We start from the raw sequence: 25,833 nt of genomic DNA on the forward strand, positions 1-25,833 counted from the left end.
AATGGGTTTCCTATCACCGGCTTCCCTCAAGGGGAGTTTTAGTCTAGCAAAAATTAAATCAAATCGTAGTGCTACAGATCGGCAGAATTTCGACATTTCGCAGTAGCCTGATGCATTGATTTTGTAAATGAATCACCCGGCTGCCTAATCTTGGCAAAGGCTTCTGCTATACTGAGCCGCAATTATTTTTAACCTCTACAGGACTTATTTATGCGTATCGACCAACGAGCATTAGATCAATTACGTGAAGTGAAAATTACCCGTAACTATACACGTTATGCGGAAGGCTCTGTATTGGTTGAATTTGGTCATACCAAAGTACTCTGTACCGCCAGTGTGGATAGTTCTGTACCACGCTTCCTGAAAGGTCAGGGCCAGGGCTGGGTCACGGCTGAATATGGCATGTTGCCACGTTCAACCCATACCCGTAGTGACCGTGAAGCGGCACGTGGCAAACAGAGTGGCCGTACCCAGGAAATTCAGCGTCTGATTGGTCGTAGCCTGCGCTCAATGGTCGATCTGAAAAAACTCGGTGAAAATACCATTACTATCGATTGTGATGTGATTCAGGCTGATGGCGGCACCCGTACTGCCGCAATTACCGGTGCTGCGGTGGCTCTGGTCGATGCCATGAACGTCTTGCTGGAAAGAAAAAAAATCAAACATGATCCATTAAAAGGTTTGGTGGCTGCGGTTTCTGTCGGTATTTTCAAAGATGAAGTGTTACTGGATCTTTGCTATGAAGAAGATTCAAACTGTCAAACTGATTTGAACGTGGTGATGACTCAGGCCGGTGAATTTATTGAAATTCAAGGTACTGCAGAAGACAAACCATTTACCCGCGCACAATCGGATGCCATGCTGGAAATGGCCGAAAAAGGTATTCAGGAACTGGTGAAGAAACAGCAAGAAGCTTTAGGCTGGTAATTCATCCCATGCTGATAAACGCATCTCCGGATGCGTTTTTTTATGCCTGAAATTTCACTCTGCAACTGTATCCAAAAAATGCATTACAAAACTTCCTGACAAAAATCCGACATGAATCGGCTATATCTGAACCGGTTTTAAACCGATATTGGATCAGGCGAGATCACAATGAGGAATGCGACATGAAACAGTGGCTTTGTGCAATTTCATTGCTGGGCGTGTTTGGATTAACTGCCTGTGACTGGGGCAATAATCGTGAAGATGACGAGCGTTCAGTATTAAATCAGGATCGTGATGAGGATAGCGGAAGATATAACGACCGTGATGGTGACGATGATGACCGCGATCGCCGAGGTAATCGGGACGACGATGATGATTAAGGTCTAAGATAGAAAATTGAGCAAAATATACGCAAAAAATTTTTCTAAAAATAAAAAAAGGGTGCTTCGCACCCTCTACGGTCATCTATCCCATTTAGGCTTAAGCATTGAAACGCATCGACAGATCAATGGCTTTGACATCTTTGGTCAATACACCCATAGAAATATAATCTACGCCGGTACTCGCGACTTCACGTAAATTATCAATCGTGATGTTGCCTGAGGCTTCCAGTTTGCAGCGACCGGCCACATGTTGCACCGCGTCGATCATCTGCTGCTGAGTGAAATTGTCTAGCATCACGATATCGGCATGGGCTTCGAGTGCCTGATTCAGCTCATCCCAAGTTTCCACTTCGACTTCAACTGGTTTGCCCGGCGCAATCTGATGGGCCTTGGCAATCGCCTGGGTAATGCCACCCGCTGCCATAATATGATTTTCTTTAATCAAAAAGGCATCGAACAGGCCCAAACGATGGTTCTGACCACCGCCAATGGCCACGGCATATTTTTGTGCAATACGCAGACCCGGAAGTGTTTTGCGGGTATCTAACAGTTTGGTATTTAAGCCTTGTAGCTCTTTGACATAGTGGGCGGTTTTAGTCGCAACCGCAGACAGCGTTTGGACAAAGTTTAGCGCAGGGCGCTCCACGGTGAGTAGGCTACGTGCAGATCCGGCCAGTTTTAAAAATGCTTGATTGGCTTGAACATGATCGCCATCATTTTTCAGCCAGATCACTTCAACGCTCGGATCATAGGCCTGAATCAAGGCATTTACCCAAGGCTGACCGGCCAAAACCATGTCTTCACGGCTAATGATGGTGGCAGTGGCCTGTTCATCTTCAGGAGTTAGCAGAGCAGTAATATCACCGTCACCGATATCTTCTGAAAGTGCTTGTTGAATATTGATCTGAATCGACTGGTCGAGCAAAGCTTGAGATATGCGCATGAGTATTTCCGTATCTTTTTTAAGCCGTGAAAATTGCGCCTTATCTTAGCACCGTTACATAAAAGATGAGCGATTTTTCATCCAGTTTGCCGGGATGAATTGAGATTTGTCCTTGAAAGTTTTAGCATGAAGCCGGCTGCAATGCTGATCTTGCAGATTTTATTTTTGGGGAGAACGGTTTTATGCAACAGGCAGCTGAGTTTCAGGTCAAGGACGGGCAACTAATCGGTGCACGTCAAATCCCGTCTCCCAATTTTAATCAGCGGCCAGAACAGACCGAGATTCAATTGCTGGTGATTCACAATATCAGCCTGCCACCTTCACAGTTTGGCGGCGGTTATATTGAACAGTTTTTTCAGAATCAGCTGGACTGGTCGGTACATCCTTATTTTCGAACGATTGAAGGAATGCAGGTTTCAACCCATCTGCTAATTTTAAGAACGGGAGAAGTACTGCAATTTGTTAATTTCAATGACCGTGCCTGGCATGCCGGTCGCTCGAGCTATTTGGGCAAAAAAGAATGTAATGATTATTCGATCGGGATCGAACTGGAAGGCAGTGATGACTTGCCTTTTGCAGCTGAACAATATCAGGCCTTGGTAAAAGTCACGGCCTGTCTGCAACAGCATTATTCTAAGATTCAGCAGCATATTGCCGGACATTCGGATATTGCACCGGGTCGCAAGACTGATCCAGGGCCGTATTTTAACTGGGCTGATTTTCGTACACAGTTACAGCATTATAAAAACACCTCAAGCTCGCTTGAGCGATGAAATTAAGCAATGAACTTCTGACAAAAGTTTCATTACAATAGCCACAAATTTATACATTAGGTGAATAGGATGGCGCTTTGGCGTTCGACCGTCATTGTCAGTGCGATGACCATGTTGTCACGCGTACTGGGATTGGTTCGAGATATTGTTTTACTGAATGTCTTTGGTGCTGGTAAAGACTTCGATACCTTCGTAGTCGCATTTCGTATTCCAAACTTTTTCAGGCGTTTATTTGCCGAAGGCGCATTTTCACAGGCGTTTATTCCGGTACTGACCGAATATAAGACCAGTCGCACGCATACTGAAGTCCAGATCCTGATCAGCCGGGTATTTGGCTGTCTGGCCACGGTCATGACCACGTTGACCATGGTCGCGATCATTGCTGCGCCATTGATTATGTATGTCTATGCGCCCGGTTTTCATAGCGATCCTGAAAAATTCGCCCTGGCGACCGACATGTTTCGCCTGACCATTCCTTATTTGCTGTTCATGTCACTGACGGCTTTTGCCAGCAGTATTCTGAACAGTTATGGTTCTTTCAGTACCCCGGCATTTGCACCGGTCTTGCTGAATGTAGCGATGATTGCCGGAGCGCTCTGGCTTACGCCTTATATGGCCGAGCCGATTATGGCACTGGGCTGGGCTGTGATCATTGCCGGTATTTTGCAGCTGGCCATCCAGATTCCTGAATTGTGGCGTAAAAACCTGCTGATTCCACCGAAAATTGACTTCAAGCATGAAGGCGTAGATCGCATCATGAAGTTGATGCTGCCGGCATTATTTGGTGTATCTGTCACGCAAATTAACCTGCTATTAAATACCATCTGGGCCTCATTCATGCAGGATGGTTCGGTGTCCTGGCTGTATAGTGCCGAGCGTATGACCGAATTGCCACTGGGTCTGATCGGTGTTGCAATTGGTACCGTGATTTTGCCGTCGTTATCGGCACGGCATACTGAACAGAACCCAGAAAAATTCCGTGGCATGATGGACTGGGCAGCTAAAGTCATTGTGATGGCAGGCCTACCCGCCAGTATTGCACTGTTTATGCTGTCGACCCCGATTATTCAGGCCCTGTTTGAACGTGGCCAATTCACCTTTGAAGATACCCAGATGACGGCTTTGGCGCTGCAATGTATGAGCGGTGGTGTGATTGCCTTTATGTTGATTAAAGTCTTTGCACCCGGTTTTTATGCAAAGCAGGATACCAGAACCCCGGTGCGGGTCGGTCTGATGGCTGTGGCGGCCAATGCGATTCTGAACGTGATCTTTATCGGTTTCTTCAAGCTGATTGACTGGGAAGCAGAGCATATGGCCCTTGCGTTGGCATCGACGGGTTCAGCCATGGTCAATGCCGGTTTGCTTTATTATTATCTGCATAAGCGTGATATTTTCCGTTTTGGTTCGCACTGGAAAAAAATCTTCCTGCAATTCATGTTTGCCAATGTGGTGATGATTGCGGCTCTGGCCTATGCCCTAAGCTGGTATAACGCAGATGTATCACAATGGATGCGTGTTTTAGAAGTATTGATCTTATGTGTTGTGGGTGTGGTGGCGTACGTTGCAGCCTTGCTGGTAGCGGGTTTTAGACCACGTCATTTAAAACCTTAAGTTCATATTGAAAGAAGTATTTTTGATCAAAATAGATCATTAAAATACCCATAAAAAAACAAGAGCCAGAAGGCTCTTGTTTTTTGAAAGCTAACACTTGCTTTGAACAGGTCTAGCGTAAATCTAGACCTTGCCGCGCGAAAGAAAACCAACGATCGCAAGAATCACCGCAATTACTAACAAGATAATTGCAAAATCCTTAGACAAGCCTGCGACGCCACCGAAACCAAGTAGACTCGCAATTAATGCAATAACAGCAAAAATAATAGCCCAGCGAAACATATATATTCTCCATGTGTTTTTATTTTCAAATTTAGTATAGAAATAAACGATTCCAGCGACTGTTAGTGTTTTGTTGATGAACTGTCTATGATTTAACAATAGTTTACGTGATAGTAATAAGAATTTGAGGCGGTAGGTCTGCAGGGTTCGGGCTGCTATAATAAGCTGATTTTTGAATGTGCCGACCTGATCATGAGCGATACTTTACGTCCCGAATTCTGGAAAAACTATTCACTTGCTGAACTGACACAAGTCGAGTGGGAGGCCTTGTGTGATGGTTGCGGATTATGTTGTCTGATTAAGCTGGAAGATGAAGATACTCAGGAAGTCGCATATACCAAAGTGGCCTGCAAATTACTGGATTGTAGCACTGCGCGTTGTTCCAATTATTCGGATCGTTTGCAATATGTGCCGGACTGTATTCAGCTCACGCCAGAGAAGCTGGAAACGATTCACTGGTTGCCTTCGAGTTGTGCCTATCGCCGGGTAGAGCAGGGCAAAAGCCTGCCATCCTGGCATTATCTGATCAGCGGTTCACGGGAAAGTGTGATTCAGGCACGTAAGTCGGCAGCAGGGCGCTGCCTGAGTGAAAGCGACATTCATGAAGATGACATCGAAGACTATATCGTACGTTGGGTGCGTTAAATCGGCCTGCGTGATGCGTTTATTGATCTGCTGGATGGAGTAGAGCCTGAGCCGAAGCACCGGCCATCGGGCGATAGAAATAGAATCCTTGTCCTATCTGACAGTCACAATGGATCAGGGTATCCAGCTGTTCTGTATTCTCGATTCCTTCCACCAGAACATCCAGTGCAATACTAGAGCCTATCTGAGTAATGGCTTTGACAATAGCCAGGGCAGACGGGTCACTGTTCATGCGTTCTACAAAGTTGCGGTCAATCTTGATGCAATCGACCGGATAGTCCTGCAAGCGAGTCAGCGAAGAATGTCCAGTACCGAAATCATCCAGCGAAATCTGGATTCCAGCCTGTTTCAGCAGGTTGAGGGCGCGAACCACATAATTGGCACCATGCTCGGACAGGCTCTGTTCGGTAATTTCCAGTTCAACTTTGTGGGCCGGAATATCGAAATTGGACAGGCGTGCCAACAGTTTTTCGGCATAGTCATCGCGCAGGAATTCGACCGGTGCAGCATTGATGGAAATCGGTAACAGATCCAGACCTTGTGCCTGCCAGCGACTCATATCTGCAAAGACTTTCAGTTGCATGGTCTCACTGATGCGTGAGGCCAGCTCATAGTCCTGAAAGGCAGCAAAAATTTCGGAAGGTAACTGAATGTTCTGATTCTGATCTTGCCAGCGTAATAGTGCTTCGAAACCAATCACTGCACCATCAGAAAGACGTACTTTAGGTTGGTAATAGGGAATGATCTGATCGGCCAGAATAATCTTGCGAGCCAGAGTCAGCTGCTTGGTTATATTTTCCAGTGACCCACACATTTCCTGATTAAACATGCGGATGCCACCACGACCACTATTTTTCAGGTCATTTAAGGCGATATCAGCACATTTCAGCAGATTAGAGGTATTCAATGCATCACGTGGATAGATGGCACAGCCAATACTCATGGCACTGCTGATGCTATTGCCGACATAATTGATGGGCTGATCCAGCTGGGCATAGGCCATTTGCGCCGTTGCCAGCAGCTGCTCTTCACTTTCCAGATTTTTGACCAGTACGGCAAATTCATCGCCACCCAAACGGGCGATGATGGTATTTGGCCCGAAGCAGGTCTGGAAACGTTTGCCCAAGACATGTAGCAGATGATCGCCGGCAATATGGCCCAAGGTGTCATTAATATGCCGGAAATAGTCCAGATCAATCAGCAGTAAACCCGCCATGGTCTGCTGTTGTTTGGCCTTTAAAAGCACCTGCTTAAAGGTTTTATAGAAGGTACTACGATTATACAGGCCGGTGAGTTCATCCCGTTTAATTACTTCTTTTAAACGCGTTTCTGCAATTTTTTGCTGACTGATATTACGTGATACACAGAGGATATTTTGAGTAATATTCTGCTGATCCAGAATCGGGGTGAGCAGATGATCCCAATATTGGATCGGTTGATCTTTGATCTGGATTTTGCTGGAGAAACGGCTGTTTAAGCCTTGGGCTGCCTGTTTCAAAGCACGTTGCCCGGATTTTCGGGCTTCAGGGGTTAAGCGATTTAACCAGCACAATGAACGGTCCTGATCTTGTTCTGCGGTCTCATTTGCTTGTGCGAGACAGCCAGCTTGGTTGCTATGCTGAATCTCGCCTTCAGGACTGATAATGTTGATGCAGTCTGCGCTGGCATCCAACATGTTTTCCTGGGTTGAAACAATCTGAGAAAGTTGCTGTTGGATTTCAAAATAATCATGCACATCAGTCAGGGAAACGGCCCATTGCAGCAAATGTTCAGGTTCATGATGAAATTTTACCGCTAGGGTACACATGCGATAATGGGTATCACTGCGTTTAATCCGGCACTGGGTTTCAAAGTTCTGATGCTGATCCAGCGCAGCATGCCACTGCGCTAAAAACAGCTGCAAGTCTTCTGCATGAATAAAGCTCTGCCATTGCGGATGACCCTGTTCATTCAGGTTCACGCCAAGATAATCAGTCAAGGCATCGTTAAAATATTGCAGATGTTTTTTGTTGCTGACCCACAAGGGTTGCGGTAAGGCATCGATCAGATTTTTTAACAAAACCGATTCAGACAAGTGAACGTGGGGTGCAATCAGTGATGATGACGTCAGTGGCTTAGACCGACTCACAGCTCCCTGTTCAAATTTATCATGCTTCATGCATTCACCACTACAACCCAAAAGTGCCCAAGGGGCGAGATAAGTTTCTTTTAATTAGAATAAACAATATGAAAATTACACTGTAATTAATTCACAATTAATCATGTTCAAATTATTCGCTTTTATAGAGATTAATTCATTCAGAATTAAAAAAATAGAGGATATCTACATAAATTAATTTTTTATGCTTGATGTTTGCATTCTTGGAATCAAAACTGCTGATGTTAGAATGAGATCAGAATTTAGTTTGAGCCAATAATAACATGTCAGATAGTCATATCCCGCTTCCAGAACGCTTACGGCCACGCGACCTTACACAGATTATCGGGCAGGAACATTTGCTGGGAGAACATGCGCCCTTACGCCAGATGATTGATCAGGGGCATCTGCCTTCGATCATTTTTTGGGGACCTCCCGGGGTCGGCAAAACTACCATTGCCTTATTATTGGCTCAAGCGGTAGACCGGCCTTTTATCAGTCTGTCTGCCCTGAATACCGGCGTGAAAGAGCTACGTGAAATCATTGCCGAAGGTGGCGATTTGCTGACGCCAGTGGTGTTTATTGACGAAATTCACCGTTTTAATAAATCCCAGCAGGATGCATTATTAAATGCGGTCGAGAAAGGCAAAATTACCCTGATTGGCGCCACCACCGAAAACCCGTCTTTCGAAGTGAATAGTGCTTTGTTATCACGTTGTCAGGTGTATAGCCTGAATGCGTTGAGTGCTGAATCGATTCAGACTTTGTTGACGCAAGCCTTGCAAAATGACTCTTTCTTACAGGAAAGACATATCCTGATTGAAGAATTTGATGCCCTGATCCAGTTCGCGGCAGGAGATGCCCGCAAGGCGCTGAATTTACTGGATCTGATTGCCAGTACCTTTGAAGCGGATATGGAAAATATCATTACCAATGCGGTGGTGGTGAAAGTGGCACAGCAAAATATTGCCCGCTATGACAAGTCTGGTGAGCAGCACTATGATTTAGTTTCGGCCTTTATTAAATCAATTCGCGGCAGTGACCCAGATGCGGCCCTGTACTGGATGGCACGCATGCTCAAAGGCGGTGAAGATCCGGTATTCATTGCACGGCGCATGTTGATTGCCGCATCCGAAGATATCGGCAACTCCAATCCAAATGCTTTGCTATTGGCTGGTGAATGTTTCCGTTCTGTGCAAGCCGTAGGCATGCCGGAATGCAGGATTATTTTGGGACAATGTGCGGTTTATCTAGCGACCAGTGCCAAAAGTAATAGTACCTATCTGGCGATTAACAAGGCGATGGAACTCGCAGATAAAACCTCAAATCTGCCAGTGCCTTTGCACTTAAGGAATGCACCGACCAAACTGATGAAAGAACAGGGCTATGGCGTGGATTATCTGTATCCGCATAATTATCCTGAGCATTTTGTGCTGCAAGAATATATGCCGCCAGAATTGAAAAATACCAAACTGTATGAATCAGCACGTAATAAACGTGAAGTTGAAGGGGAGCGTTTACAGCAACGCCGTTGGCAACAGCAACAACAGTAGCAATAAAGCTGGGTATCTCAACTAATTGAACAGAGTAAAAAAAGCCCAATTCAAGGTGAATTGGGCTGAAAGTAGGATGTTTTTTGAGGGAGATAACATCCTAGAGGGTAGAGGAAAAATCTGGTCGGCAAATATGGAGCTAAGTGCATCAATTCACTGATTTGCCTGGTATGAGATAATATTAATGCAGATAGTTTTTGATGTAAAAACGATCATTTTAATAATAAAAATTTATTTTTCCGATTAAAAACCGGAAATAAAAAAACCGAGCTAAAAAGCTCGGTTTTTTCGAATCTGCGCATTTCCAGATTAGATGTTGTCCAGGTTGATACCTAAACGGCCAGCCACTTCTTCATAGGCTTCAACCACGCCGCCTAAACCTTGACGGAAACGGTCTTTATCCAGTTTTTTCTTGGTGTCTTTGTCCCATAGACGGCAACCGTCTGGAGAGAATTCATCACCAAGTACGATACGGTCGTGGAACACACCAAATTCAAGTTTGAAATCGACCAGAATCATGTTACCTGCGTCAAACAATGCTTTAAGCACGTCGTTCACTTGGTAAGTCAATTCTTTCATTTTCGCCAATTGTTCAGCAGTTGCCCAACCTAAAGCAATGGCTTGTGATTCATTGACCATTGGATCGCCAAGCGCATCATCTTTAAAGAACAATTCAAATGTTGGAGGAGTCAGTTCCTTGCCTTCTTCCACACCCAGGCGGCGGCATAAAGAACCTGCTGCATAGTTACGGATCACACATTCAACCGGGATCATATCCAGTTTTTTCACCAGCACTTCATTTGGAGTCAGTAGCTTTTCAAAGTGGGTCTCAATTCCCGCTTCTGCCAGTTTTTCCATGATGAAGGCGTTAAAACGGTTGTTCACCTTGCCTTTACGATCTAGTTGCTCAATTTTTTCGCCATTGAATGCTGAGGCATCATCGCGAAAGACTAAAATCAGATGGTCTGAACTGTCTGTGGTGTAGACAGATTTCGCTTTACCAGTATAGAGCAAGGTTTGTTTTAACATGAGGGAACCTTTTACAAAAAAAAATGCCTAGAAATGTCTAGGCTGGCCAATTTTGGTAAATCTGGTTGAGCAGTTCTGCAGCTTTTTCACGGTCGGCAAAACTGTTATCGGCATTGAACACAGCGAGGTTATTACTCGAACCGACAGAAGATAATCTTAATACATAGGTCTGCTGGTCGACCTTAATCGTGACTTCGTAACGATTTTTGCTCTGCGCAACGATGCTATGATTCAGACTGCTGAGGGTGGCAAGTGTATATTGCCAAATTGTAGCAGAATTTCCCTCAATTTTAAGCAGCGGATTAAGATTTCCGTCAGTGACCAACTGTGGTTGACCCACTGTATTGGTTTCGGTTAGATCAGCTGTATTTGAGTTTTCAGTCTGGGCTTGTGGGCGTGGCAAGGCAAAACGGTTGCCACGCTGGTTTTCAAGCTTCGGTGCATGTTCAATTGCAAGCGGATCAACTGTTGGAGCAGGATACAATGGCGTTGCAGGACGAACCATGGCGCCTTCAGGATATTGTAAAGCTTCCAGGGTAGTAGTCTCTTTATAGTCTAAAGTGCCGTTATTAAAGGCCATTGAACTACAACCTGCCAAACTGAATACTGAAAGTGTAAGGCTAAGTCCTAAACGTAATTGCATAATCTTGTGCTCTTTTATTTAATAACGCCCGCTTCGACCAGTGCTTCATGAAGCGGAGCGCGATATTGTTCTGCAAGTGGTGTTAATGGAAGGCGAATACCCGTACCAATTAAGCCCATGTCATGGAGTGCCCATTTCACAGGAATTGGGTTCGATTCGCAAAATAAAATATTGTGTAAATTTGCAACCTGAGCATTTAACTGTTCAGCTGTGGTTGCATCACCGGCAATGGCGGCAGCACACACTTCGCTCATAGCTTTCGGAGCCACATTCGCTGTGACCGAGATATTACCTTTGGCACCATGACCGATCAGCTGATATGCAGTGGCATCATCACCCGAATAAACAGTCATGTCTTTGCCTACAAGACCTTGTAGCAGTTCAGCACCGCGCGGTACATCGCCAGTCGCATCTTTAATACCGATAATTTGTGGAATATCCGCCAGGCGAATCACGGTTTCATTGGCCATATCCACACCGGTACGGCCTGGAACATTATAAAGAATCTGTGGCAGGTCAACAGCTTCAGCAATAGCTTTATAATGCTGATACAAGCCTTCCTGAGTCGGTTTGTTATAATATGGCGTTACCAGTAAAGCGGCATCTGCCCCTAGCTCTTTGGCTTCGCGGGTCAGTTCGATCGCTTCACGGGTCGAGTTCGCACCTGTGCCGGCAATAATAGGAATACGTTTGTTGGCCACACGAATGATTTCTTTGATCACCTGGGTGTGTTCACTCATACTGAGAGTAGAGGCTTCGCCTGTTGTTCCAACGGCGACAATACTGTTGGTGCCCTCTGCAATGTGCCATTCAACCAGCTTCTCGAGACCCTTCCAATCTACGCTGCCATCTTCAAACATAGGGGTGACGATTGCGACTATGGAACCTTGAATGGTCTGTGCTTGCTGAGTCATTTTAAAAAACTATCCTATTTGTCCATCCGAAAGGAATGAGAAAACATAAATTGGGATGGATTTGTATTTTGATTTATAGCAAATTCAATAGATTTGCATTGAATTGAATATTGCTTATGCAAATTATGACTGATCAAACGCATAAGAACAATATGCTTTAGTAAAAGCTACTGAATTCTTTATACAAAGCCTTTTGGAAACAATCAAGTAATAAATAAGATGATTTATAAAGCAAAATCCTGAGACCAAAGTTATGTCTCCAGTCTAGACAATGGAGGAGATTACCCCAAATGAACCCAATAATGATAAGGCTTGTGCAAAAAGATCAGCTGAAAACTGCCATTTTTATGCCTTTTAATTTTTGATTAATAGTTATATTGGATAAATTGAGACCTCGTACATCTTGATCGTACTCTCGTACCAAAACAAATAAAGCCAAAAACGACTAAGACTAATCTTTTTTAAATATCAATAAATTGAGAATTTTTTTTCTTATCGGTTAATTTTTTAACTTGATGTATAAGCTTTAAACTCTAAGTCTTGAACTTTATGATGTTCTGATTAAGTGTTTTTGCGACTTTATCAGTCAGCATCTTCAATTCATCTACTTCAGCTCCTTATGGAATATCCAAGCAAAACGTTCAACTTATTGATAGTTATTTCTGCAATCAGGCTCATAGATGATGGCTGTCTTTTGTAACGCTGATTGAACAAGGATAATCCAATGGAAAAATCAGACAATAAGCATGCTATCGTCACGGTCGCGATCTGTTTTCTGATTGCGGTGATTGAAGGCTTAGATATTCAGGCAGCCGGAATTGCTGCTGCAGGTATTCGTGAGCATTTTGGTCTCGATAGTTCCCAGTTGGGTGTGTTTTTTAGTGCAGGGATTCTGGGTTTATTACCGGGTGCACTGGTTGGTGGTCGATTTGCGGACCGCATTGGCCGTAAGAAAGTCTTGATCTGGTCAACAGCAATATTTGCTGTATTTACCTTATGTACGGTTTGGGTCAATAGCTTTAACAGCTTGCTGGCAATGCGTTTCCTGGCTGGAGCAGGTCTGGGCGGCGCGATGCCAATTCTGATCACGCTTGCTTCTGAAGCAGTCTCTCCACAAAACCGTGGCCGTGCAGTGGGCTTGATGTACTGCGGCATGCCAGTCGGCGCAGCGATTTTGTCTTTGATTGCGGCGACTGAATTTGGTGCCAACTGGAAAAATGTTTTCTATCTCGGTGGTCTGTTACCGATTTTTGCCATTCCGCTGATGATGCTATTTTTGCCTGAATCGCAGGAATACCTGAAAGCACAGAACAAAACGGCTGCAGAACTTGCCGTTACACCGAAGGGTTCATTTAAGGATCTGTTTAATTCGGACAACCTGTTGCGTACGCTGTGTATCTGGGTGAGCTACTTCTTTACCTTGATGGTGGTTTACATCATGTTGAGCTGGTTGCCATCATTGTTTATGGAACTTGGCTTTACCCGTAAAGATGGTTCAACTGCACAATTCTACTTCATGGTTACAGCGACGATTGGTACGATTATTTTGGGTATGCTGACCGACCGCTGGAAGAAAGCCTATGTGATCCTGTTGATGTACGGCGGTATTCTGGCAGGTCTACTGGCGCTGAATGGTGCAAGCTCGCTGAACCAGATGTATATGGCAGCAGCATTGGCCGGTGCCTTCGTGATTGGCTGTCAGGGTGTACTGTATGCCTTCGGTAGTATCGTTTATCCGACAGAAGTGCGTGGTACTGGTGTTGGTGTTGCATCTGCAGTTGGCCGTATCGGTGCCATGCTGGGGCCAGTCATTGCCGGTCAGTTATTGACAGCAGGTTTCGGTGCTGCGGGGGTCATTACTGCTGCGATCCCATGTATCATCATCTCTGCATTATGTATGCTGTTCCTGGTGAACCGCACTAAAGTGTAAGGTTCAACGATTTAAAAAAGCCTGCTCTTGCAGGCTTTTTTATTTTCTGAATTTAAGAATTAAATACACTGTTTTATTATCAAAAAGACTCATCACTTTATCTTAAAACTTATTTTTTTTGCAGAGATCTAGCTTGATACAAGCCCGGAACTCATCTCATATTTGTCAAAAACAATGAATCTATTGATCTGCTCATATACACATGCCGAGAATACACAGTCATGCCATTTTTAACCGTAGAGCTAAAAATCCTGAGGTATTTTGCGCTATGCTTGGGCATAAATCGAGATTTCAATGGATGAAAACAGATGCAGAATAATGTTGCTTTACTGGTCGTAGACGTACAAAGAGGATTTACCCCGGGAGGCAATCTGGCTGTAGCCAATGCTGACCAGATTATTCCAAATATTAATCTATTGGGGCAGCATTTTAAGCATATTATCCTGACCCAAGACTGGCATCCGGACAACCATATTTCTTTTGCAGACAACCACCCCGGCAAAGTAGCCTATGACAGCATTCAGCTGGATTATGGCACTCAGGTCTTATGGCCAAAGCATTGTGTGCAAGGGACACGCGATGCCGAACTGCATCCGGATTTAAATTTACCGCAAGCACAACTCATCATTCGCAAGGGTTTTCATTCCCAGATCGACAGTTACTCGGCCTTTATGGAAGCTGACCAGAAAACCCCGACGGGTCTTGCTGGCTATCTGCGTGAACGTGGGATTGATACCGTATTTGTGGGCGGGATTGCTACGGACTTTTGTGTGGCCTGGACTGCAATCGATGCCTGCAAACTGGGCTTTAAAACCTATGTGATTGCCGATGCCACCAAGGGCATTGACCTGAATGGTTCCTTGCAACATGCCTGGCAGGATATGCTGTCGCATGGCGTGAAACGTATCTATGTGAAAGATATTGTTCAAGCAGCTTAACACTGGATAGGGATAGAACTTAATATCCCTTTGATCTTATTTATATTTGAATATAAAAATTCAGGCATCAACGGGTGCCTGTTTTATCTTGCTTTTTCTCCCTTAATGTCACCTGGATGAAACCCATGTCAGCCTTGCTCCAGTTTAGCCAATTTGTCCAAAAAACCTTTGCTTTATGGGTCGTATTTTTTTCCGGTATTGCCTTGATGATCCCTGATGCTTTTGTCTGGTTACTGGCTTATATTCCGTGGATGTTGGGCATCATTATGTTTGGCATGGGCATGACCATGACCGTGGGAGATTTTAAAAGTGTCTTGCAAAGTCCGAAAGCTGTGGCAATTGGTGTCGTCGCCCAGTTTGTGGCGATGCCAGGCTTGGCTTATCTGCTGTGCAAACTGTTTCAGCTACCACCAGAGATTGCGATCGGGGTGATATTGGTGGGTTGCTGTCCGGGCGGAACGGCATCCAATGTGATTACCTATATGGCCAAGGGCAATACTGCCTTGTCTGTCGCCTGTACATCGGTTTCTACATTACTGGCGCCCATTCTAACTCCGGCCATTTTCTATGTGTTGGCCAGTCAGTGGATTGAGATCAATGCCTGGTCGATGCTGGTGTCGATCTTACAGGTGGTGTTATTCCCGATTATTCTGGGCTTAATCGTACGGGCGATACTCAAGCAAAAAGTCACAGCCTATATTCAGGTGATGCCGTTGATTTCTGTAATAGCGATTGTGGCAATTGTCGCGGCGATTATTGCCGGCAGCAAAACCCAGATTCTGGAATCCGGTTTAATGATTTTAGGAATCGTGGCCTTACACAATGGTATGGGCTATTTACTGGGTTATTGGACCAGTCGTATATTTCACTTGGCAGAAATAGACTGTCGTGCAGTATCCATTGAAGTCGGGATGCAGAATTCTGGTCTGGGTGTGGCCTTGGCGGCAACCCATTTTGCCGCATCACCACTTACCGCTTTACCAAGTGCCATTTTCAGTCTGTGGCATAATATTTCAGGGCCAGCTTTAGCCACTTATTGGGCTGCCAGACAAACTGAAAAAACAGACACCTAATTGCAGTTTGATGACAGCGCACAACAAGCCAGAGCATGATGTTTTATAATTTTAAAAATTAAAATATTAATTTATATCGATTTATCGGGCTTTGTAACATAAGTGTCATGAAGTCTGCCTAAGATCGCCCCTCAATGATGTGAAACAACAGACTGTAATCAGCAGCATTGAGAGGGCATGGAACAATTTCAGCATTCGTCAGCGACCTATTTTAATCGGGAACTTTCCTTATTTGAATTTCAGCGTCGTGTCTTGGCACAAGCACTCGATCCGAATTTACCGATTTTAGAGCGCTTAAACTTCCTGATTATTTTTTCCCGTAACCTGGATGAGTTCTTTGAAATCAGGATTGCCGGGCTGATGAAACAGCAAGACCTGAATGCGACTACCCGGACGCCTGATGCTGTACCCACCGAGCTGATTCTACAAGAACTGTCCCAGTCCATTCATGCCACAGTTAACAAGCAGTATGAGGTGCTGAATCATGCGATTTTGCCTGAACTTCAGGCGCAGGGTATCCAGTTTCTTCAATATCAGGATCTTCTGGAAAAACACAAGGCGTGGATTGCAGCCTTTTTTGCCAAAGAAGTACAACCGGTACTGACCCCGATCAGCCTGGATCCTTCACATCCTTTTCCACGTTTGGTGAATAAAAGTCTGAACTTTATTATCAGCCTAGAAGGTAAAGATGCCTTTGGCCGTGAAATCGAGATGGCAATTGTGCCGGCACCACGTTCCTTACCCTGCCTGATTAAAATTCCGGAAGATGTCACCGGAAACAATACCACCCAGATCTTTCTGACTGCGATCATCCAGCAGCATATCAGTGATTTGTTTCCCGGCATGAAAGCGACCGGATGTTATGCCTTTCGGGTTACCCGCAATGCCGATCTGGTATTGTCGGAAGATGTTGACGATCTGGCAGTGGCCTTAAAAGATGAACTGTGTTCGCGCCGCTTTGGTCGTGCAGTACGTCTGGAAATTGAAAATGACTCTCCACAGAACATCATCGACTATTTGCTGGATGAATTTAATCTGACGGAACAGGAACTGTACCGGATTGATGGACCAATCAATTTGTCCCGCCTGAGTACCAGCTTTGAGCGTCCGGAATTAAAGTATCCGCATTTTAGTCCTGTGATTCCCAAAATTTTCCGTAAACAGAAAAGTATTTTTGAAATTTTAAAAGCACAGGATGTGCTGCTGCATCATCCTTTTGATTCATTCCAGCCGGTGATTACTTTACTGCGCGAAGCGGCCAAGGACCCAGCGGTGCTGGCGATCAAGCAGACGCTATACCGCAGTGGTCCGGATTCGGAAATTGTTCAGGTGCTGGCAGAAGCCGCACGGAATGGCAAGGAAGTCACGGCCGTGATTGAACTGCGGGCGCGTTTCGATGAAGAATCTAATATTATGGTGGCCAATATTCTGCAAGAAGCCGGCGCGGTCGTGGTCTATGGCATCGTGGGTTATAAAACTCATGCCAAAATGATTCTGATTGTCCGGCGTGAAAATCAGGAATTACTGCGTTATGCGCATTTGGGTACCGGAAACTATCATGCCGGTAATGCCCGTATGTATACTGATTACGGCCTGATGACCACACAGCCGGATATCTGTGAAGATGTGCATCGCATGTTCCAGGAACTGACCGGCATGGGCAAAATGGCCAAACTGAAAGCCTTGCTGCATGCACCGTTTACCCTGCATAGCGAACTGCTGAAACTGATTGAGCAGGAAAAGGCATTTGCCCTGGCCGGCAGAGCCGCGCATATCATCATCAAAGTGAATGCACTTACCGAACCGCAATTGATTGCTGCCCTGTATCAGGCTTCGCAGGCTGGGGTAAAAATTGACCTGATTGTGCGTTCAATCTGCTGTCTGATTCCACAAGTTACCGGTATGTCTGAAAATATCCAGGTCCGTTCAATCGTAGGACGTTTCCTGGAACATACCCGGGTTTATTATTTTGAACATGGCGGTGCCAAGAAACTGTATTGTGCCAGTGCCGACTGGATGGGCCGTAACCTGTTTTCCCGGGTGGAAACCTGTTTCCCGGTGCTGGATCCAGAGCTGAAAAAACGGATTTATAAAGATGGCCTGATCAGCTATTTAAAAGATTGTCACAATGCATGGGAGTTAGATGCCGAGGGTCAGTGGCATAAAGTCCCTTGTCAGGATCCGGCTCAGCCTTATAATGCCCAGCAATATCTGCTGGAACAAAAACAGTTAAAAATTTAAGAGATAGGCCAAGACACACTGGCGTATTTGTTTTATATCCATAAAAAAGCCGGATGTTGGATCCGGCTTTTTTAATTGCAACATTCAGGGATATTTATGAGGCTTTGGACTGTTTGGATTTTAGAATTTCAGTTCTAAAAGTCTGTGCCAGCTCGGCGCTTTCAGCATCCATGCCATTCACCACAAAAGCATGACGGGTCAGGACATTGGTTGGATTCGGCATGCTGACCAGCTGGAAGTGATCACTCACATCTTTCAGCAAGGTGTTCGGTACATGTAAGGCACTTTCTTTCGCGACCAGATGCTGAGTCAGACGCTCCGCGGCCTGTACCGAGCTGAGCTGCATCTCCTCGACTTTAGAGGCAATCGCGCTGCGGGTTTGTAGCACAAAACGTTTTTCTTCACGATAGCGTCTATACAGCACTTCCGAAAGCAGCTGGAACACGGCACTGATCATGGTCAGGCAGGCCAGGGCATTCGGTTTGTCTGCTGTGATACTGATGGTGGCACCTTTTTCATCAAATTTATGTACGGTACAAATATCAGAACTATTTAACTTATAGCGTTGCACACAGAGTTCGGTGGCTTTATTCAGGAAAATCTGACAAAGATTGAAATAAGGCACCGAAACGGTTTTATTCACGCTATCCAGTAACTGTTTTGGATCGTAGAACTGGATGTTTAAGCTCAGGCTATCGCTCTCCAGTATTGCCGGCTTATGTTCCTTTTCTTTGGCTTTGTTTTTCACTGCCTGTTGGGCCTGGGCAATCGCCAGTGCCGCATTATGCTTTTCCTGTTCCAATGCCTGGGTCAGGGTCTGAATCTCGAATTTCAGCCGCGATTCGTTATTGATGCGCGCCAGATATTCGGTGCGGCTTGGACGTGCTACAGCACGATAAGCGACCCAGAGCAGACTATGAATGATGAACGAGAACAGAATCGCCAGCCATTGTGTGCGCAGAATTTCACCAATACTTGGTTCAATCAGGGTGATTTCAATCACACCGACTTTTTTCTCGTTTTGCAGCGCATCACGGACAAAAACTTCCCCCTCGCGGGTTTTGGTCAGTCCGCCAGTGGCTAAAACCTGAGCTTTCGCATCCAGAATCCGGATGGAAGCCACACTTGGATTGGTGGCATAACGATTTGCCAGCAACGCCAGAGAAACGCGGTTGGGCGGTTCAAGCTCAGACAGGCTGTCTGTCACCAGTTGACTGGTGATCAGCTGTCCCTGATTGGCACGGTTTTCATTCAGTTGGTGAGTGGTTGCCAATACCAGTAAAAAGGTATGCAGAGCAAAACTTACAATCAATAGGCTAGCAAATAGCCCTTGTCTAGGCGCATTCAACGTAAACTTCCAAGGCAATTCTGTTCAATTTCGATTATGATTCTAACAATAGTTGTAGCTCAGACCCGAGTCAATTCATGCGAGAAATCATTCTTATATCATTCTTAGGACCTGACCAGCCTAATCAATTTACACGATTAATGCAGGTTTTGTCCGCCCATTCCTTACAGATTTTAGATGTAGGGCAAGCGGTTATTCATAATCAGTTAACCTTAGGTATTGTTGTAGCCTCTGAAGACCAGACAGCGACAGCATTAGCCATGAAGGAGATCCTGATTCTAGCACATGATATCGGGTTAACTGTGCGCTTTAAACCGATCTCTGCGACTGAATATGATCAGTGGGTCAAAGAGGGTGGACGCACACGTTATATCGTAACGGCATTGGCCCCTGAATTAAATGCCTCTCATCTGCAAGCCGTGACCCAGATTGTCTCGGGTCAGGGCTTTAATATTGAAACCGTGACCCGTCTGTCTGGCCGCCCCATTTTAGATGGCCAGAGCGCAGGGCCAAAACGTGCCTGTGTCCAGTTCGGTTTAAGTGGACAAATGCTAGATGCAGCTGCCATGCGTGCGGCCTGCTTGAGCCTGTCCAATGAATTAAATGTCGATGTTGCGGTGCAGGAAGACAATGCTTATCGCCGTAACCGTCGTCTGGTTTGCTTCGATATGGACTCAACCCTGATCGAGCAGGAAGTTATTGACGAACTGGCAATTGAAGCCGGTGTTGGTGAACAGGTCGCAGAAATTACCGAACGTGCTATGCAAGGCGAGCTGGACTTCCAGCAAAGCTTCCGTGCACGTGTCGCCTTGTTAAAAGGCATGGACGCTTCGGTACTTCCGAAAATTGCCGAGCGCCTGACGATTACCGAAGGAGCTGAACGCCTGATTTCGACTTTAAAAGCACTAGGTTACCGTACTGCAATTCTTTCTGGCGGTTTTCAGTATTTTGCGGAATATCTGCAAACTAAACTGGATATTGATGAAGTGCATGCCAATGCGCTCGATGTGCAGGATGGCGTGGTCACTGGTGAAGTCAAAGGCCATATCGTCGATGGCGCACGCAAAGCACTCTTGCTCGGTGAAATCGCCCAGGAGATGGGAATTTCCCTGGAACAAACCATTGCAGTCGGTGATGGCGCCAATGACTTACCAATGCTCTCGATTGCAGGACTCGGTGTGGCTTTCCGTGCCAAGCCGCTAGTACGCCAAAATGCCAATCAGGCGATTTCTAGCGTCGGTCTGGACGGTGTGCTTTATCTGCTCGGTGTACATGATAAAGACCTGAACCGTGCATAAATACAGGCTTTGATTGATTTTAAACGCGACCTCCGGGTCGCGTTTTTTATTGCTTATGATCTGAGTGATATAAGGAATAGCTGAAATGTGGCTACAAAAACATCGATCATCTTAAACGGAAAAATAATTTTTTCACTTAAAAAAACTACTGATAATTTTGTAATGACACGCCAACATTGGCGCAGTCATTGATCCACAAAAATGTGAAAAGCAAAAAATGTAATGACAATATAATATCGCGACAAAGTATGTCGTTAGGCTGGATGACAGGACTTTTTTTATGCAAAAAACTCAGCATAATGCAGGCATAGAGATACAAATCAACAGATTTCATTTTATTGATTTAACGAAATTCAATAGATAGAAGCGTTGCAATATCAAGCGGGAACTATCTATCTGGATGGAGGGGTTTATATGGTAACAGCGCATTTAGCAACGATTGTGGGCTTCAGTTTAGTCGCTGTAGCTGTGCTTGCTGTGTTCTTCTCGCCTTATCGTCGCTGGTTAAGCTTTATGGCGGCCGGGATGCTGGTATGGGGCCTGATCGAGGTGATTCGTGTAGGAACTCAAACTTGGTTTGAGCTACCAATGACGTATAGTTATCTGAGCGCGTTAACTGCGGTCATGATGGTGGTGACTGGCCTGTTGTTGCGTGAAGATCGTCGTGCTGAGCGTGCTTTGGCAAAACGCCGTTGCATCGAACATACGCCGGTGTATGAAGACGACCAGCAGCAGCTTTCAAGCCGTTAATTCTACAAGTTGCAATGAAAAAAATGCACCCATGTGTGCATTTTTCAATTTGGAAATATGATACAAACTGCATAATCCACCTAGCCCAGAACTATGCTAGGATATTTGTCAATTTTCGTACAATTAGAATAGGCATCCTCCATGAAACTGTCGTCCATTCCTGTGTTAAAACTTCCTCTGGTTGACCTTAGTACTGATCCACTTGATTTGCTGGTCGCAGGTCTTGCGTTACGTATGAAGCAGTTAGCACGTACTAGCCCGAAATTTATTGAATTGGTACATGAACGCCAGTTTCGTATCCAAATCGGAACAGATGAGGGAATGGCACGTCAGATCGTTGTGAATAATGGTCATATCGATACTGTTTCAGGTGATGCAGAAAAAGCTGATTTTGTACTGCAATTTGCTGACAGTGAACAGGGTGTAAAAACATTGCTTAAAGGTGATCCAACTGCATTCATGAGTGGTATGCAAAGTGGCACGATTAAAATGGAAGGCGATTTTGGTCTGCTGGTCTGGTTTAACCAGGTCGCGAAAATGATTCCGCCTAAACTGCCAAAACCGGTCAAAGAAAAAGTGAAAATGGCACGTCAGTTTATTAAAGAGAAAACTGGTAAATAAGTTAAAAATCTTTCATCCAACCTTTTCTTTCTACCTTTGGGAGAAACACAAAGAGGGGGGTGAAAGGATAAAAGATTTTTAAAAGAAAAAGCCCTCATTAGAGTAATGCCAGTCAGTTAAGCAGACATTAGAAAAATGTAGTAAAAATGAGTGTATGCCAATACGCTCATTTTTTTTATGACTTTATCTGAAAATTTAGATTGCACCCTTCAACATTCTTTGCCTTCACTCAGCCATTTCAGTGAACTCATTGATTTAAACTGGATTAAAGAAAGCCTACATCAAACAGGTAAGGCTTCTATCAGGAGAAGAAAATTACCTGCCGAACATGTGGTATGGCTGGTAATTGGGCTTGCCCTATTTCGAGATCAACCGATCGGGTATGTCGTAGAGCAACTAAAACTTGTGTTTGGTACAACAGAATATTGTGTCCCCAGTGCAGCAGTGCAAGCACGACAACGTTTAGGACGAGAGCCCTTGAATACCTTGTTTTCTCTACTCAGCCAAGCCTGGTTTGAAGAATCCCAACAGCAATACTCAAACTTTCATGGCCTTAGTGTATGTGCTGTTGACGGGGTGGTTTGGTCTATGCCTTATACAGACGAGAATTTTGAACACTTTGGCTCATCTAAGGGTAAAACCGCTGCAGCCCCTTATCCACAAGTGAGAGCAACCTGCCTGGTAAATACCAGCACCCATGAAATCATTGATGCCCAAATAGGTAGCATGGATCAGGGTGAACTTACACTGGCAAATCGATTATGTCCTCCATCGCATAGTATTACCTTGTTTGATCGAGCCTATTTCTCTGCTGATTTCTTGATTGACTGGCAAACACGAGTAGAAGCCAGTCATTGGTTAATGAGAGCAAAAGATAATTTACGCTATGAGATCATTAAACGTAATTCCCCGCATGACTTTCAAATCAAAATGCCTCTTTCAGCTAGAGCCAGGAAGCTAAATCCATCATTAGGAGAATATTGGGAAGCGCGTTTGATTGAAGTTGAGCAGGCAGGGAAAATTAGACGTTATATCACTTCATTAATGGATTCAAAGGCATATCCACTGATAGGCTTGGCGAAGCTTTATGCCCAGCGCTGGGAAATAGAAATGTGTTACCGAGAAATCAAAAGTGATTTACAGGAAGGTAAGCATTTGAGGAGCAAGCAACCTGATTTAATTTATCAAGAATTATGGGGGGTCTTCATTGCCTATAATATTCTAAGAAGACAAATGAAACATATGGCTCAACGTGCAAAAGTCAGTCCTTTGAGAATCAGCTTTCATATCGCCTCTATCAGCATCCTGAATATATTAAGATTTGATTCTTTAGACTCCGCAGGGAATTTACCTAAACATCTAGAAAGTTTACTGGAGAAATCGAGGAGGTATGTTTTGCCTGAGAGAAGGGTTAGAAGTTGCCCACGAGTTGTGAAAGGAAAACCGCAGAAATACCCAAGAAAATGCCAGTCAATTTCTTAACTGACTGGCATTACTCATTAGAGGGCTTTTTTCATTCTAGAACAATGACAGTTTATTCAACTTCCAGATTAAACGTCACCGGCCCATCATTGACCAGATGCACTTTCATGTCGGCGGCAAAAATACCGGTTTGCACATGTTCAAACTGGCTTTGGGCATATTCTACCAGCTGCTCATAAAGTGCTTTAGCCTCGGCAGGCGGCATAGCTGGGCCAAAGTCTGGACGTAAACCCTTCTGGGTCTGTGCCATCAAGGTAAATTGTGAAACCAGCAATAAACCACCGTCGGCCTGGGCAACGTTCCAGCCCATTTTACCCTGTTCATCATCAAAGAAGCGGTATTTCAATATTTTATCAATCAGCTTTTTGCCTTTTTCCAGATTATCGTCTTTGCCTAAACCTAGAAAAACCAGAATTCCTTTTTCAATTTCCCCAGTGGTTTCACCCTCGACCACGACTTTAGCTTCTAAAACTCTTTGTAATAAGGCACGCATTTTACATATGGACTGCTAATGATAGATGGACGTGATTGTAGCAAGAATAAAATCTGGAGCAGTATGAGATGCTGTTTTTATGAGCTTTAAATATATGAAAATCAATTGATTAATTTTTTTAAATCCATTAAAGCGATTGAATTAATAAAAATAATCTGTTTTATCTATTTATTGTGTTGGCGTATCTTAGCCCATGCAGGAAAGGTAATAAATTGAGAGATTTAGAAATGTTTAAGCGTTCATTACTGGTTGCAATGATTGCAACTGTCACAGCTGCACAAGCTGCTCCTTTAACTAAAGACAATGGCGCGCCAGTCGGTGATAACCAGAACTCGATCACTGCGGGTCCAAATGGTTCAGTACTCCTTCAGGATGTTCAACTGGTACAAAAATTACAACGTTTTGGTCGTGAGCGTATTCCTGAGCGTGTCGTACATGCGCGTGGTACAGGGGCATATGGTGAATTCGTTGCGACCAAAGATCTATCTGATCTTACCCTCGCTTCATTGTTCAAAGCGGGGACTAAAACTCCAGTTTTCCTGCGTTTTTCTACCGTAATTCACGGTAAGGGTTCACCAGAAACTCTACGTGACCCACACGGTTTTGCATTGAAATTCTACACTCAAGAAGGTAACTGGGACTTGGTCGGTAACCAGACACCGGTATTCTTTATCCGTGATGCAATCAAGTTCCCGGACTTCATTCATGCCATGAAGCCAAGCCCAGTAACGAATGTCCAAGATGCTAACCGTGTGTTTGACTTCCTGTCGAGCCAGCCATGGGCAACCAACATGCTGACTTATGTGTATGGCAAGCAAGGTGTTCCAACTAGCTATCGTGAACAGGACGGTTTTGGTGTTCACGCTTACAAACTGTATAACGACAAAGGCGAATACAAGTACGTGAAATTCAACTTCCGCTCTAAACAGGGCGTGAAAGGCCTGAACGTGAAAGAAGCGGCTGAACAGCAGGGTAAAGATTTCAACCACTTGACCAATGATCTATATAACAACATCTATGCGGGTAATTTCCCGAAATGGGATCTATATATTCAGGTGATTGATCCTAAAGATCTAAACAGCTTTGATTTTGATCCGTTAGATCCAACCAAAATCTGGCCAACTGAGCTGGTACCAGAAACCAAAGTCGGTACTTTGACCCTGAACCGTATGCCGAAGAACTTCTTCAATGAGACTGAACAGTCTGCATTTGCGCCAGGTAACCTGGTTCCGGGCATCGAGCCATCAGAAGACCGTCTGCTACAAGGCCGTATCTTCTCTTACTCAGATACCCAAATGTACCGTTTAGGCGCGAATCACCAGCAAATTCCGGTGAACCGTCCAGTGGTAAATGTGAACAACAATAATCAGGATGGCTACATGAATATCTCTGAGCGTGACTCGGATGTGAACTATGAGCCAAGCCGTAAAGAGCCAAAAGCTGCCACTGAAAAAGCACGTGCGGTACAAACACCATTATCTGGTCATGTACAGCAAATTGGCGTGAAAGAGCAGAACTTCAAGCAGGCAGGTGAGCTGTACCGTTCATACTCGGCTAAAGAAAAAGATGACCTGATCATGAACCTTGCTGCTGATTTAGGCGCAGTGAAAGATTCAGAAACCAAGCACATCATGTTGTCTTACTTCTATAAGGCAGATGCGGACTACGGTACACGTATGACCAAGGCGGTAAACGGTAACCTGGCGACTGTTAAAGCCAAAGCTGCAAAATTAAAAGACTAATCCCGATTGGTCTTGAGGAACTGGTGACTAGGGCATAGCGCATCACCTCCAAAAAGTCCTGTAATACTCCAAACCTT

Annotated in this window: 23 protein-coding genes; 15 read left to right on the forward strand and 8 right to left on the reverse strand. The window is 44.8% G+C overall.

All coding sequences use genetic code 11. The features are described from left to right. The first annotated feature begins 210 nt into the window (after positions 1–210). Entirely contained in the window at positions 211–927 is a 717-nt protein-coding gene (rph, locus tag F891_RS00205; RefSeq protein ID WP_005261502.1) for a ribonuclease PH, read from the forward strand. A 182-nt stretch (positions 928–1,109) separates the two neighbouring features. Then, positions 1,110–1,307, forward strand: a complete 198-nt coding sequence (locus F891_RS00210) for a hypothetical protein (protein WP_005261504.1) — start codon at positions 1,110–1,112, stop codon at positions 1,305–1,307. Between the two features lie 100 nt (positions 1,308–1,407). Here F891_RS00210 and nadC read toward each other — a convergent pair whose 3' ends face one another. Continuing rightward, positions 1,408–2,253, reverse strand: coding sequence for a carboxylating nicotinate-nucleotide diphosphorylase (gene nadC / locus F891_RS00215; protein ID WP_005261505.1), 846 nt, complete (start codon positions 2,251–2,253; stop codon positions 1,408–1,410). Positions 2,254–2,435: 182 nt separating this feature from the next. On the opposite strand from nadC, the gene ampD reads away from it, so the two are divergent. Together ampD and murJ are read left to right on the forward strand one after the other, a co-directional pair. Next, positions 2,436–3,026, forward strand: coding sequence for a 1,6-anhydro-N-acetylmuramyl-L-alanine amidase AmpD (gene ampD, locus F891_RS00220; RefSeq protein ID WP_005261506.1), 591 nt, complete (start codon positions 2,436–2,438; stop codon positions 3,024–3,026). A gap of 60 nt (positions 3,027–3,086) precedes the next feature. Next, positions 3,087–4,637 (forward strand): murein biosynthesis integral membrane protein MurJ, encoded by a 1,551-nt coding sequence (murJ, locus tag F891_RS00225; RefSeq protein WP_171057031.1) that lies wholly within the window; start codon positions 3,087–3,089, stop codon positions 4,635–4,637. A gap of 123 nt (positions 4,638–4,760) precedes the next feature. Here murJ and F891_RS17110 read toward each other — a convergent pair whose 3' ends face one another. After that, positions 4,761–4,919 (reverse strand): DUF1328 domain-containing protein, encoded by a 159-nt coding sequence (locus tag F891_RS17110; RefSeq protein ID WP_004647174.1) that lies wholly within the window; start codon positions 4,917–4,919, stop codon positions 4,761–4,763. 192 nt (positions 4,920–5,111) lie between these two features. Here F891_RS17110 and F891_RS00235 point away from each other — a divergent pair, with 192 nt between their 5' ends. Further along, on the forward strand, positions 5,112–5,564 hold the full coding sequence (locus tag F891_RS00235; protein ID WP_004647175.1) for a YcgN family cysteine cluster protein: 453 nt from the start codon (positions 5,112–5,114) through the stop codon (positions 5,562–5,564). A gap of 19 nt (positions 5,565–5,583) precedes the next feature. On the opposite strand, the gene F891_RS00240 is transcribed toward F891_RS00235, so the two are convergent. Continuing rightward, the gene (locus F891_RS00240; protein ID WP_005261507.1) at positions 5,584–7,722 is read right to left on the reverse strand and encodes a putative bifunctional diguanylate cyclase/phosphodiesterase; all 2,139 of its coding nucleotides are present in this window, start codon (positions 7,720–7,722) and stop codon (positions 5,584–5,586) included. 263 nt (positions 7,723–7,985) lie between these two features. Here F891_RS00240 and F891_RS00245 point away from each other — a divergent pair, with 263 nt between their 5' ends. Then, positions 7,986–9,254, forward strand: a complete 1,269-nt coding sequence (locus F891_RS00245) for a replication-associated recombination protein A (protein ID WP_005261508.1) — start codon at positions 7,986–7,988, stop codon at positions 9,252–9,254. 309 nt (positions 9,255–9,563) lie between these two features. Here F891_RS00245 and purC read toward each other — a convergent pair whose 3' ends face one another. From purC to dapA, 3 genes are read right to left on the reverse strand one after another with little or no spacing between them, the layout of a single operon-like run. Beyond that, positions 9,564–10,283 (reverse strand): phosphoribosylaminoimidazolesuccinocarboxamide synthase, encoded by a 720-nt coding sequence (gene purC / locus F891_RS00250; protein ID WP_004281247.1) that lies wholly within the window; start codon positions 10,281–10,283, stop codon positions 9,564–9,566. 37 nt (positions 10,284–10,320) lie between these two features. Further along, positions 10,321–10,926 carry a hypothetical protein gene (locus F891_RS00255; protein WP_004647178.1) on the reverse strand — a complete coding sequence of 202 codons (606 nt, stop codon included), beginning with the start codon at positions 10,924–10,926 and terminating at the stop codon, positions 10,321–10,323. 14 nt (positions 10,927–10,940) lie between these two features. Continuing rightward, on the reverse strand, positions 10,941–11,840 hold the full coding sequence (dapA, locus tag F891_RS00260; RefSeq protein WP_004647179.1) for a 4-hydroxy-tetrahydrodipicolinate synthase: 900 nt from the start codon (positions 11,838–11,840) through the stop codon (positions 10,941–10,943). Between the two features lie 724 nt (positions 11,841–12,564). Between dapA and mhpT the strand changes: the two genes are divergently transcribed. The 4 genes from mhpT (at position 12,565) to ppk1 (ending at position 18,022) form a co-directional block, all read left to right on the forward strand. After that, a complete protein-coding gene (mhpT, locus tag F891_RS00265) occupies positions 12,565–13,770 on the forward strand; it encodes a 3-(3-hydroxy-phenyl)propionate transporter MhpT (RefSeq protein ID WP_004647180.1) in 1,206 nt (401 codons plus the stop codon). Between the two features lie 308 nt (positions 13,771–14,078). Continuing rightward, on the forward strand, positions 14,079–14,708 hold the full coding sequence (pncA, locus tag F891_RS00270; RefSeq protein ID WP_005261509.1) for a bifunctional nicotinamidase/pyrazinamidase: 630 nt from the start codon (positions 14,079–14,081) through the stop codon (positions 14,706–14,708). A gap of 125 nt (positions 14,709–14,833) precedes the next feature. After that, on the forward strand, positions 14,834–15,781 hold the full coding sequence (locus tag F891_RS00275; protein WP_005261510.1) for a bile acid:sodium symporter family protein: 948 nt from the start codon (positions 14,834–14,836) through the stop codon (positions 15,779–15,781). A 177-nt stretch (positions 15,782–15,958) separates the two neighbouring features. Then, positions 15,959–18,022, forward strand: coding sequence for a polyphosphate kinase 1 (ppk1, locus tag F891_RS00280; protein ID WP_004729074.1), 2,064 nt, complete (start codon positions 15,959–15,961; stop codon positions 18,020–18,022). A gap of 94 nt (positions 18,023–18,116) precedes the next feature. Here ppk1 and F891_RS00285 read toward each other — a convergent pair whose 3' ends face one another. Then, positions 18,117–19,370, reverse strand: coding sequence for a hypothetical protein (locus tag F891_RS00285; RefSeq protein ID WP_005105316.1), 1,254 nt, complete (start codon positions 19,368–19,370; stop codon positions 18,117–18,119). Positions 19,371–19,447: 77 nt separating this feature from the next. On the opposite strand from F891_RS00285, the gene serB reads away from it, so the two are divergent. The 4 genes from serB to F891_RS00305 all read left to right on the forward strand — a co-directional run bounded on the left by serB (position 19,448) and on the right by F891_RS00305 (position 23,521). Beyond that, complete coding sequence (serB, locus tag F891_RS00290) at positions 19,448–20,668, forward strand: phosphoserine phosphatase SerB (protein ID WP_005094936.1); 1,221 nt, start codon at positions 19,448–19,450, stop codon at positions 20,666–20,668. A gap of 414 nt (positions 20,669–21,082) precedes the next feature. Next, entirely contained in the window at positions 21,083–21,418 is a 336-nt protein-coding gene (aciT, locus tag F891_RS00295; RefSeq protein WP_005094938.1) for a ciprofloxacin tolerance protein AciT, read from the forward strand. Between the two features lie 141 nt (positions 21,419–21,559). Continuing rightward, positions 21,560–22,039 (forward strand): SCP2 sterol-binding domain-containing protein, encoded by a 480-nt coding sequence (locus F891_RS00300; protein WP_005094940.1) that lies wholly within the window; start codon positions 21,560–21,562, stop codon positions 22,037–22,039. A gap of 177 nt (positions 22,040–22,216) precedes the next feature. After that, entirely contained in the window at positions 22,217–23,521 is a 1,305-nt protein-coding gene (locus F891_RS00305) for an IS4 family transposase (protein WP_005104965.1), read from the forward strand. A 52-nt stretch (positions 23,522–23,573) separates the two neighbouring features. Here F891_RS00305 and dtd read toward each other — a convergent pair whose 3' ends face one another. After that, the gene (gene dtd / locus F891_RS00310; protein WP_005094942.1) at positions 23,574–24,014 is read right to left on the reverse strand and encodes a D-aminoacyl-tRNA deacylase; all 441 of its coding nucleotides are present in this window, start codon (positions 24,012–24,014) and stop codon (positions 23,574–23,576) included. A 227-nt stretch (positions 24,015–24,241) separates the two neighbouring features. On the opposite strand from dtd, the gene F891_RS00315 reads away from it, so the two are divergent. Beyond that, complete coding sequence (locus F891_RS00315; protein ID WP_005094943.1) at positions 24,242–25,756, forward strand: catalase; 1,515 nt, start codon at positions 24,242–24,244, stop codon at positions 25,754–25,756. Positions 25,757–25,833 lie beyond the last annotated feature (77 nt).

Source organism: Acinetobacter sp. CIP 101966, assembly GCF_000369725.1.
In the GTDB taxonomy this organism is placed as follows: domain Bacteria; phylum Pseudomonadota; class Gammaproteobacteria; order Pseudomonadales; family Moraxellaceae; genus Acinetobacter; species Acinetobacter lwoffii_Q.